Origin of the sequence: Streptomyces sp. NPDC006335 (assembly GCF_040612795.1) — a bacterium.
Taxonomy (GTDB): domain Bacteria; phylum Actinomycetota; class Actinomycetes; order Streptomycetales; family Streptomycetaceae; genus Streptomyces.
The window spans coordinates 219,476-229,750 of sequence record NZ_JBEXQX010000015.1 but is presented as its reverse complement, the minus strand read 5'-3'; the positions used below and the strand labels follow the sequence as shown (position 1 = coordinate 229,750).

At 68.3% G+C, this 10,275-nt stretch carries 10 protein-coding genes and 1 rRNA gene; all 11 read left to right on the top strand.

Translation table 11 applies throughout. The annotated features are described in order from the left end of the window. Positions 1–87 (top strand): 5S ribosomal RNA (gene rrf / locus ABZ098_RS33630); the annotation flags it as partial. 109 nt (positions 88–196) lie between these two features. Next, on the top strand, positions 197–805 hold the full coding sequence (locus tag ABZ098_RS33625) for a CDP-alcohol phosphatidyltransferase family protein (protein ID WP_053852216.1): 609 nt from the start codon (positions 197–199) through the stop codon (positions 803–805). A 114-nt stretch (positions 806–919) separates the two neighbouring features. Further along, positions 920–3,415 (top strand): mannose-1-phosphate guanyltransferase, encoded by a 2,496-nt coding sequence (locus tag ABZ098_RS33620; protein ID WP_356597515.1) that lies wholly within the window; start codon positions 920–922, stop codon positions 3,413–3,415. Positions 3,416–3,577: 162 nt separating this feature from the next. Continuing rightward, complete coding sequence (locus ABZ098_RS33615) at positions 3,578–4,417, top strand: DUF881 domain-containing protein (RefSeq protein WP_356597523.1); 840 nt, start codon at positions 3,578–3,580, stop codon at positions 4,415–4,417. Beyond that, positions 4,414–4,746, top strand: a complete 333-nt coding sequence (locus ABZ098_RS33610; RefSeq protein WP_003988855.1) for a small basic family protein — start codon at positions 4,414–4,416, stop codon at positions 4,744–4,746. The genes ABZ098_RS33615 and ABZ098_RS33610 overlap by 4 nt, the downstream gene beginning before the upstream one ends. A 5-nt stretch (positions 4,747–4,751) precedes the next feature. Further along, positions 4,752–5,591, top strand: coding sequence for a DUF881 domain-containing protein (locus ABZ098_RS33605; protein ID WP_356597514.1), 840 nt, complete (start codon positions 4,752–4,754; stop codon positions 5,589–5,591). A gap of 61 nt (positions 5,592–5,652) precedes the next feature. After that, positions 5,653–6,558: an FHA domain-containing protein gene (locus ABZ098_RS33600; protein WP_356597513.1), complete on the top strand. Its 906-nt coding sequence runs from the start codon at positions 5,653–5,655 to the stop codon at positions 6,556–6,558. Between the two features lie 18 nt (positions 6,559–6,576). Then, on the top strand, positions 6,577–7,314 hold the full coding sequence (locus ABZ098_RS33595) for a MerR family transcriptional regulator (protein WP_356597512.1): 738 nt from the start codon (positions 6,577–6,579) through the stop codon (positions 7,312–7,314). A gap of 77 nt (positions 7,315–7,391) precedes the next feature. After that, complete coding sequence (locus ABZ098_RS33590; protein ID WP_004002801.1) at positions 7,392–7,865, top strand: bifunctional nuclease family protein; 474 nt, start codon at positions 7,392–7,394, stop codon at positions 7,863–7,865. Between the two features lie 263 nt (positions 7,866–8,128). Further along, complete coding sequence (locus ABZ098_RS33585; RefSeq protein WP_356597511.1) at positions 8,129–8,812, top strand: MerR family transcriptional regulator; 684 nt, start codon at positions 8,129–8,131, stop codon at positions 8,810–8,812. A 58-nt stretch (positions 8,813–8,870) separates the two neighbouring features. Next, entirely contained in the window at positions 8,871–10,247 is a 1,377-nt protein-coding gene (locus ABZ098_RS33580; RefSeq protein WP_356597510.1) for a DNA polymerase IV, read from the top strand. Positions 10,248–10,275 lie beyond the last annotated feature (28 nt).

Here is a 10,275-nt window from a genome sequence, read left to right as displayed (position 1 = left end):
GGTTACATTCCGAACCCGGAAGCTAAGCCTTACAGCGCCGATGGTACTGCAGGGGGGACCCTGTGGGAGAGTAGGACACCGCCGAACTCCTTTTAGAGCTCTGGCTCTTGGGCACGCAGCCCAAGAGCCAGAGCTTTTTTGCGTTGAGGTAGGGTCAGGGGGCATCGTTGGCACGTTTCCCACAGGAGGCCCCCGGGTGGAGGTCCAGGAGACCCGGGTCCAGACGGACCGGGTCCTCACCATCCCCAACATCCTCAGCATGGCGCGGCTCGTTGGGGTGCCGCTCTTCCTGTGGCTGATCCTCAGGCCCGAGTTCGGAGGGCCCAAGAGTGACACCTGGGCATTGCTGGTACTCGCTCTGAGCGGGATCAGCGACTACCTGGACGGCAAGCTCGCCCGCCGGTGGAACCAGATCAGCAGCCTCGGCCGGCTGCTCGACCCCGCGGCAGACCGCCTCTACATTCTCTCGACTCTGGTCGGCCTCACCTGGCGCGAGATTCTGCCAATCTGGTTGACGGCTGCACTGCTCTTGCGTGAGCTGATGCTCCTGGTGATGGTGGGCATCCTCAGGCGGCACGGTTATCCGCCGCCGCAGGTGAACTTCCTCGGCAAGGCCGCCACCTTCAACCTGATGTACGCCTTCCCGCTGCTCTTGCTCAGTGACGGAACTGGATGGATCTCGTCACTGGCTGCTATTTTCGGATGGGCGTTCGCCGGATGGGGTACAACGCTGTATTGGTGGGCAGGAGTGCTCTATGTGGTCCAAGTCCGCCGTCTGGTCCGTGCGGACGCCGAGGCCGACTGAACTCGCCCATTGGCACGGCCGTAGTGGCTCGATGGCCCCCGGCAGAAATGTGCGGGACAATCTGGACGGGTGAAGTCGGCTAGACCGTCATCTTTTAAGGAGGACGCTTCCGACATGAAGGCCGTCGTGATGGCCGGAGGCGAAGGCACACGCCTTCGTCCCATGACCTCGAGCATGCCCAAGCCGCTCCTGCCGGTGGCAAACCGGCCGATCATGGAGCACGTTCTGCGGCTGCTCAAAAGGCATGGGCTCAACGAGACCGTCGTCACCGTCCAGTTCCTGGCCTCACTGGTCAAGAACTACTTCGGTGACGGTGAAGAGCTCGGAATGGAGCTCTCCTATGCCAATGAGGAGAAGCCACTCGGTACCGCCGGAAGCGTCAAGAACGCCGAAGAGGCGTTGAAGGACGATGCCTTCCTTGTCATCTCCGGCGATGCCCTGACCGACTTCGACCTCACCGAGCTCATCAACTTCCACAAGGAAAAGGGCGCGCTGGTCACCGTCTGTCTGACGCGTGTGCCCAATCCGCTTGAATTCGGCATCACCATCGTCGACGAGGAAGGCAAGGTCGAGCGCTTCCTGGAGAAGCCGACCTGGGGCCAGGTCTTCTCTGACACTGTGAACACCGGCATCTATGTCATGGAGCCCGAGGTCTTCGACTACGTCGACCCCGATGTGCCCGTGGACTGGTCCGGCGACGTCTTCCCGCAGCTGATGAAGGAAGGCAAGCCGGTCTACGGCTATGTCGCGGAGGGCTACTGGGAGGACGTCGGCACCCACGAGAGCTATGTGAAGGCGCAGGCCGACGTCCTTGAAGGCAAGGTCGACGTCGAGATCGACGGCTTCGAACTCTCCCCGGGTGTATGGGTGGCCGAGGGTGCCGAGGTGCATCCCGATGCCGTTCTCCGTGGTCCGCTGTACATCGGCGACTACGCCAAGGTCGAGGCCGGCGCCGAGATCCGTGAGCACACCGTCGTTGGCTCGAACGTGGTCGTGAAGAGCGGGGCGTTTCTGCACAAGGCCGTCGTCCACGACAACGTGTACGTCGGGCAGCAGAGCAATCTCCGCGGCTGTGTCGTCGGAAAGAACACCGACATCATGCGTGCGGCTCGTATCGAGGACGGCGCGGTCATCGGTGACGAGTGCCTCGTCGGCGAAGAATCGATCATTCAGGGGAATGTGCGGGTCTACCCGTTCAAGACCATCGAAGCCGGTGCCTTCGTCAACACCTCGGTCATCTGGGAGTCCAGGGGCCAAGCGCATCTCTTCGGCGCACGCGGTGTCTCCGGCATCCTCAATGTCGAGATCACCCCGGAGCTCGCGGTCCGGCTGGCCGGCGCCTACGCGACGACCCTCAAGAAGGGGTCGACCGTCACCACCGCCCGCGACCACTCCCGTGGTGCGCGGGCACTGAAGCGGGCGGTGATTTCCGCTCTGCAGGCCAGCGCCATCGACGTACGGGACCTGGAGAACGTACCGCTCCCTGTGGCACGGCAGCAGACCGCGCGGGGGAGTGCCGGCGGGATCATGATCCGGACCACGCCCGGGGTGCCGGACTCCGTGGACATCATGTTCTTCGACGGGCGGGGTGCGGACCTCTCCCAGGGCAGTCAGCGGAAGTTGGACCGGGTGTTCGCGCGGCAGGAGTACCGGCGTGCGTTCCCCGGTGAGATCGGGGACCTGCACTTTCCCGCGAGCGTCTTCGACTCGTACACCGGCTCACTGCTGCGGAACGTCGACATCACCGGGATCGCCGAGTCCGGACTCAAGGTGGTCGTGGACGCGTCGAACGGCAGCGCGGGACTGGTGCTGCCCAGTCTGCTCGGGAAGCTCGGGGTGGACTCGCTGACCATCAACCCGGGGCTCGACGAGTCCAGGCCGACGGAGACGGCGGAGGCTCGGCGGTCGGGGCTGGTGCGGCTGGGCGAGATCGTGGCGTCCGCGCGGGCCGCGTTCGGAGTGCGGTTCGACCCCGTGGGCGAGCGGCTGTCCCTGGTGGACGAGAAGGGGCGGATCATCGAGGACGACCGCGCGCTGCTCGTCATGCTCGACCTGGTCGCCGCGGAGCGGCGCAGCGGCCGTGTGGCGCTGCCGGTGACCACCACGCGGATCGCGGAGCAGGTGGCGGCGTACCACGGGACGCAGGTCGAGTGGACGACCACCTCGCCCGACGACCTCACCCGGGTCGGGCGCGACGACTCGACGATCTTCGGCGGTGACGGCAAGGGCGCCTTCATCGTTCCGGAGTTCAGCAGCGTCTTCGACGGTACGGCGGCCTTCGTACGGCTGATCGGGCTGGTGGCGCGGACGCAGCTCACGCTCAGCCAGATCGACGCGCGGATCCCGAGGGCGCATGTCCTCAAGCGGGATCTGGCGACCCCGTGGGCCGTCAAGGGGCTGGTGATGCGCAGGGTCGTGGAGGCGGCGGGCGATCGCTTCGTCGACACGACCGACGGTGTGCGGGTCGTGGAGACCGACGGGCGCTGGGTGATGGTGCTGCCGGACCCGGCGGAGGCAGTCACCCACCTGTGGGCCGAGGGGCCGGACGACGCGTCCGCCCAGGCCCTGCTGGACGAGTGGTCGGCGGTCGTGGACAGCGCCGGCCGCTGAGCTGCGTACGCGCGCGTGCCAGACAGGCCTCCAAGGGGGCCTGTCCGGCACGCCGATGGGGCCATTCGGAGGTCGGGGCCGCGACGTGCGACGATGTGCGGCATGCCGCAGCAGCCCCCCATTCGGAGCACCCCCACGCGCCCGTCGCGCCCGGACGCCTCCATGTCGCTGCTCACCAACGTCATGGACCACAGCCTCGACGACGGGTACGCGGAGGCCGCGGCCCGCAAGAAGGCGGCCGGTGACGGTGGGCTGCCCAAGACGCTGCGGGCGAGACTGGGTCTCGCCCTGGGCCTGGTGCTCGCCGCTCTCGTGGTCACCGTGGGAGCGGCGCAGGCACGGGTGGCCGCTCCGGTCGTGGCCAAGGAGCGCGAGGAGCTCATCGACCGCATCGACCGCGAGACCGAGACGGCGGACAAGCTCGAGGAGAACGTCGACCGACTGCGCGGCGACGTGAGCACGCGGCAGCGCGAGGCCCTCAAGCAGAGTGGCGACAGCGGTCAGGCCGATCTCGTGGGCATCCTGTCGGGCGCCGTCGAGGTGCACGGCCCGGGCGTCAAACTGGTCGTGAACGACGCCAAGGAAGCCAGCACGGGCGGCGGCGACGGGAACCCGCGGGAGACATCGGGGTTCTCCGACACCGGGCGGGTGCGCGACCGCGACATGCAGCGGGTCGTGAACGGGCTCTGGGAGTCGGGGGCCGAGGCCGTCTCCATCAACGGACAGCGGCTGACCGCGCTGTCGGCGATCAGGGCCGCGGGTGACGCGATACTGGTCGACAACAAGCCGCTGGTTCCGCCGTATACGGTGCTTGCCGTGGGGGACGGGCAGCGACTGAGCACCAGGTTCCAGGACAGCGCCGACGGGCTGTATCTGCACGCCCTGCAAGAGAACTACGGCATCCGGACCGCCATCTCCGTGGAGGACGACCTCCGGTTGCCGGCCGCACCGAGTGTGATCGTACGTACAGCAGAGCCGAGAACTGAGAAGGGCACATCGTGATCGCCGTACTGGGCCTCGTCGTGGGAGTCGTGGCCGGCCTGTTGGTCCGGCCTGAGGTTCCGGCGGTTGTCGAGCCTTATCTGCCGATCGCCGTGGTGGCGGCGCTCGACGCCGTCTTCGGGGGGTTGCGGGCCATGCTCGACGGCATCTTCGACGACAAGGTCTTCGTCGTGTCGTTCCTGTCGAACGTGGTCGTGGCCGCGCTGATCGTGTTCCTGGGTGACAAGTTGGGCGTGGGCGCGCAGTTGTCGACCGGTGTCGTCGTCGTGCTCGGCATCCGGATCTTCTCGAACGCCGCCGCGATCCGCCGGCACGTCTTCCGGGCGTGAGGCCGATGAACGAGCAGGAGGAGACGCCCGGGAACGGGCTGCGCAAGGAACTGCCGGAAGAACTCCCGGCGGCGCCCGCCCAGGAGACCGAACGGCCCGTCGCCCCGGCTGCGGAGGCCGGGCTGACCGGCCGTCAGCGGCTGGTGCAGGGGCTGTGGCCGCCGCGCGTGACGCGGGCCCAACTCATCGTCGCGGTACTGCTGTTCGGCCTCGGATTCGGCCTCGCGGTCCAGGTGGCGTCCAACAGCGACAATGACAGCGCGCTGCGGGGTGCGCGGCAGGAAGATCTCGTTCGCATCCTCGATGAACTGGACGACCGTACGCAGCGTCTTGAAGACGAGAAGCAGGGCCTCGAGAAGCAGCGGGACGAGCTGGAGAACAGCTCCGACCAGGCCGAGGAGGCCCGTAAGCAGACGGTCGAGAAGGAGCGGCAACTCGGCATCCTCGCGGGCACGGTGGCCGCGCAGGGGCCGGGCATCACGATGACGATCCAGGACACCAAGGGGACGGTCGAGGCGGACATGCTGCTCGACGCGGTCCAGGAGCTGCGAGCGGCCGGGGCGGAGGCGATCCAGGTGAACGGCGTACGGGTCGTCGCCAACACCTATCTGTCGGATTCGGGCAAGAGCGTGAGCGTCGACGGGAACAAGATCACCGCGCCGTTTCGTTTCAAGGTCATCGGCAATCCGCAGGACCTCGAACCGGCGCTGAACATCCCTGGAGGCGTGGTGCAGACTCTCGAGAAGGAGCAGGCCACCGTTACCGTCGAGCGGTCGGCCAAGATCGTCGTGGACGCCTTGCGAGCAGCGAAGCAGCCTGACTACGCTCGGTCGTCCTCCCGGTGAACCGGGGGTGCATGGGGGGCATCCGGCCAGGGCATGAGGTTGCGGGGGGTCGGCGCACCGAATGGGTGGTGCGTGGTGGAAACTGTCAGGTGGCAACGGACGTTGTGAGGATGTCCGGGTCGACCGGTGTGTTCAATCAGGGTTCGTCCTGCCCCACGGGCGGGTCTGTTTCGGTCAAGGGGAATCGCCCGTGAAGTTGTTTGCGAAGTTGTTCGGCAAGAGCGCGCGAGAAGGTAGCGACAACGCCACCGCTCGTCATCGCGCACAGCCCGACGCCGAGGGTCAGCGCCCGCTGTTCCGGGACCAGGTCGCCGGTCAGGGTGGTGACGTTTCCGGTGGTCAGGGCCTGCCGTCTGTTGACCCTGCCCAGTCCGGCGGCATAGGTTTCGGACAGCCGTCAACCTCAAGTACGGGTGGAGGGTTTTCCCCTATGTCAGCCCTGGTGTGTACGAGGTGCGGCAACCGCAACGCGGAGAACAGCCGCTTCTGCTCCAACTGCGGCGCGCCGCTGCGGGCCGGGGCCGTGCCCGAGCGCCCCTCGGAGACGACCTCCACCATCTCCATCTCGGGACTCGAGGCCTACGACTCCGAGGTCACCGGCCAGACGCAGATGCCGGCGCTCTCGCCGGAGGCGCAGGCGGCCGTCGACGCGCTCCCGCTGGGCTCCGCGCTCCTGGTGGTGCGCCGCGGGCCGAACTCGGGCAGCCGGTTCCTGCTGGACGGCGAGCTGACCACGGCCGGCCGCCACCCGCAGAGCGACATCTTCCTGGACGACGTGACGGTCTCGCGTCGGCACGTGGAGTTCCGTCGGGGTCAGGACGGTTCGTTCACGGTGTCCGACGTGGGCAGCCTCAACGGCACGTACGTCAACCGCGAGCGGATCGACTCGGTCGCCCTGAACAACGGCGACGAGGTGCAGATCGGCAAGTACCGCCTGGTGTTCTACGCGAGCCAGCGGGGCTACTGACCCTCCCAGGGAAGGTCCATGCTTCAAACACCGAGCGGCGGTGCCGGACACGGCACCGCCGCCACGGACAGTGGGCTGATGAGCATCGGCACGGTGCTGAACGTGCTGCGCGACGAGTTCCCCGAGGTCACGATCTCCAAGATCCGTTTCCTGGAGTCCGAGGGCCTCATCGAACCGCAGCGGACCCCCTCCGGGTACCGCAAGTTCAGCAACCGGGACGTCGAGCGCCTCGGCCATGTCCTGAGGATGCAGCGGGACCACTATCTGCCGCTCAAGGTGATCCGTGAGCACCTGGACGCCATGGAGCGCGGTGAGGCCGTCGCGCTGCCCACGGTGGGCCGCCAGCGGGACGGAGAAACGGTCCTGGAGGTCTCCGAGGGCCCGACCGCGGCCAGGATCGGCCGGGCCGAGCTGCTCGCCGCCGCCGAGATCGCCGAGTCGGACCTGGCGGAGTGGGAGTCGTACGGGCTCATCACACCGCTGCCGGACGGGGCCTACGACGCCGAGGCGGTGACCGTGGCCGCGCTCGTGGTGGAGCTCGGGCGGTTCGGGATCGAGCCGCGGCACCTGCGGGCGATGAAGGCGGCCGCCGACCGTGAGGCAGGGCTCGTGGACCAGGTGGTCGCCCCGCTGAAGCGCCACCGCAACCCGCAGACCCGCGCACACGCGGAAGCCCGCGCCAAGGAACTCGCGGGGCTCACGGTGAAGCTGCACTCGGCACTTGTACAGACCGCGCTCGGCGTACGCCTGCCCTGAGGCGCACCGGGCCCCGGATCGTCACCCGTTTCCTGCCCGACTACCCAAACGTCCCGGGCACGGCCTAGGGTTGCTGTGTGAACGAGCTCGATGTCGTAGGTGTCCGGGTCGAAATGCCCTCCAACCAACCGATCGTGCTCCTGCGTGAAGTGGGAGGCGACCGCTACCTCCCCATCTGGATCGGGCCGGGGGAGGCGACGGCGATCGCCTTCGCGCAGCAGGGCATGGCCCCCGCACGACCGCTGACCCACGACCTGTTCAAGGACGTGCTGGAGGCGGTCGGCCAGGAGCTCACCGAGGTACGCATCACGGACCTGCGTGAGGGCGTCTTCTATGCGGAGCTGGTCTTCGCCAGCGGGGTCGAGGTGAGCGCGCGGCCGTCCGACGCCATAGCGCTGGCGCTGCGCACCGGGACGCCGATCTACGGCAGCGACGGTGTGCTCGACGACGCCGGTATCGCGATCCCGGACGAGCAGGAGGACGAAGTGGAGAAGTTCCGCGAGTTCCTCGACCAGATCTCCCCCGAGGACTTCGGCACCAGCAGTCAGTGAGGCGGATACGGCCGAGTCGGCGGACCAGTGGTCCGTGACGGTTCGGCCGTGTCCGATCGTCACGGAAATGCCGGCATTTGCCACCGGCGCGTGAGTGCGTCCTGCGGCCCGCTCGGAGCGCATTCGGCTAGCCTTTCCCCGCGGTGGGGTACGGCAAACCACTCCTTGGGTGATTATCACTCGGCGTGCCGAGTGTGGCGATCGTTGACGCACCCCTGGTGACTGCCTACCGTCGAGAAGGCAGGTCAAGGACGGAGGTCGGCGTGAGAAGCAGCGGCGACGGTACGGCTGGGGGTGCCCCCGGACGGAGTCTCGGGGCGAGCGGTCCGTACCCTCCCCCAGGCTCTCAACTGCGTGCGGCTTGGGGGGACCCCCAGCACGGCAGCGCGGCCGATCACGCTCTCCAGCGACCGGCGGCCGTGCCGAGCGGCGGAGGGGCGACGTCCATGGCGTCCGAGCAGATCGGCTACCGCGGTCCTACCGCGTGCGCGGCGGCCGGCATCACCTACCGACAACTCGACTACTGGGCGCGCACCGGGCTCGTGGAGCCGAGCGTGCGGCCCGCCTACGGGTCGGGGACGCAGCGGCTCTACAGCTTTCGGGACGTCGTCGTCCTGAAGATCGTCAAGCGGTTCCTCGACACCGGTGTGTCGCTGCAGAACATCCGCACCACGGTCCAGCACCTGCGGGAGCGCGGTTTCCAGGATCTGGAGCGCATGACGCTCATGAGCGACGGGGCCACGGTCTACGAGTGCACCTCGCCCGACGAGGTCCACGCGCTGCTCCAGGGCGGCCAGGGCATCTTCGGGATCGCCGTGGGGGTCGTGTGGCGGGATGTCGAGAGCGCCCTGTCGCAGCTGCACGGCGAGCGCATCGACACCGGGGAGACGCTCGTGGGGCACAACCCCGCCGACGAGCTGGCCAGGCGCCGCAACAAGGCGGTCTGAGGCCGGTCCCGCGTTCCTCGGCGGGGCATTGTCAGTGGCGTAGGGCAGCATCGGACATGTGAGAAAAGCGCCCACGATCCTGCATCTCGACATGGATGCCTTCTACGCCTCGGCGGAGCAGGCGTCCAAGCCGAGTCTGCGCGGGAAGGCCGTCGTCGTGGGCGGGCTGGGGCCGCGGGGCGTGGTGGCCACCGCGTCCTACGAGGCCCGGGTGTTCGGGGTGCACTCGGCGATGCCCATGGCCCAGGCGAGACGGCTCGCGCCGAACGCCGCGTACCTCGTGCCGCGCTTCGCGTTCTACAAGGCGATCAGCGAGCAGGTGATGGGGCTGCTGCGGGAGCTGTCGCCGCTGGTGGAGCCACTGAGCCTGGACGAGGCGTTCGTGGATCTGGAGGCCGGGGGGACGGCCTGGGACGAGGCGTCGGCGCGACTGGTCGGGGCGAAGCTGCGGGCCGACATACGGGCCGTCACGGGGCTCACGGGGTCGGTGGGGCTGGCCGCGTCCAAGATGCTCGCGAAGATCGCCTCCGAGCAGGCCAAGCCGGACGGGCTGGTGGTGATCGAGCCTGGCACCGAGCGGGCGCTGCTCGGGCCGATGTCGGTGCGGACGCTGCCCGGGGTGGGGCCGGCGACCGGGGACCATCTGCGGCGGGCCGGGATCCACACGGTCGACGAGATCGTCGAGGCGGGGGAGGACGAGCTCGTACGGCTGCTCGGAAAGGCGCACGGGCACGGGCTGTACGCCATGGCGCTGGCGCGGGACGAGCGGGCCGTGGTGGCGGAGCGGGAGGCGAAGTCGGTGTCGGTGGAGGACACCTACGACGTGGACATCCACGACCGGGTCCGAGTGGGGCTCGAGGTGCAGCGGCTGGCGGACCGGTGTGTGCGGAGGTTGCGGGAGGCCGGGTTGTCGGGGCGGACGATCGTGCTGAAGGTGCGGCGGTACGACTTCTCCACGTTGACGCGGTCCGAGACGCTGCGGGGGCCCACGGATGATCCCGCCGTGGTGCGGGAGGCCGCGTTGCGGTTGCTGGAGGGGGTGGACTCCACGGGCGGTGTGCGGTTGTTGGGGGTGGGGGTTTCCGGGCTTGCCGACTTCACTCAGGAGGATCTGTTCGCCCAGGCCGCGGGGGTGGGGGCGGACCATGCCGTCGAGGAGGTGGCCGATGACGTCCCTGTTGCGGCGGAACGGGATGTGGTCGTCGAGCGGCGGTGGGTCGCGGGGCATGACGTGCGGCATGCCGAGTACGGGCACGGGTGGGTGCAGGGGAGTGGGCTGGGGCGGGTGACCGTGCGGTTCGAGACGCCGGATTCGGAGCCGGGGCGGGTGCGGACGTTTCTTGTCGATGACCCTGCGCTGGAGGTGGCTGAGCCGTTGCCGTTGGTTGAGGTGATGGGTTCCCACAGCACCACCCGTGACGGATTCCACCCGTGACGGATTCGTTGTCGGATGCGGGTGGCTC

Coding starts and splice junctions, on each gene's coding strand:
- ABZ098_RS33620 (WP_356597515.1), top strand. CDS start 920: ATGAAGGCCGTCGTGATGGCCGGAGGCGAAGGCACACGCCTTCGTCCC.
- ABZ098_RS33615 (WP_356597523.1), top strand. CDS start 3,578: ATGTCGCTGCTCACCAACGTCATGGACCACAGCCTCGACGACGGGTAC.
- ABZ098_RS33605 (WP_356597514.1), top strand. CDS start 4,752: ATGAACGAGCAGGAGGAGACGCCCGGGAACGGGCTGCGCAAGGAACTG.
- ABZ098_RS33600 (WP_356597513.1), top strand. CDS start 5,653: ATGGGTGGTGCGTGGTGGAAACTGTCAGGTGGCAACGGACGTTGTGAG.
- ABZ098_RS33595 (WP_356597512.1), top strand. CDS start 6,577: ATGCTTCAAACACCGAGCGGCGGTGCCGGACACGGCACCGCCGCCACG.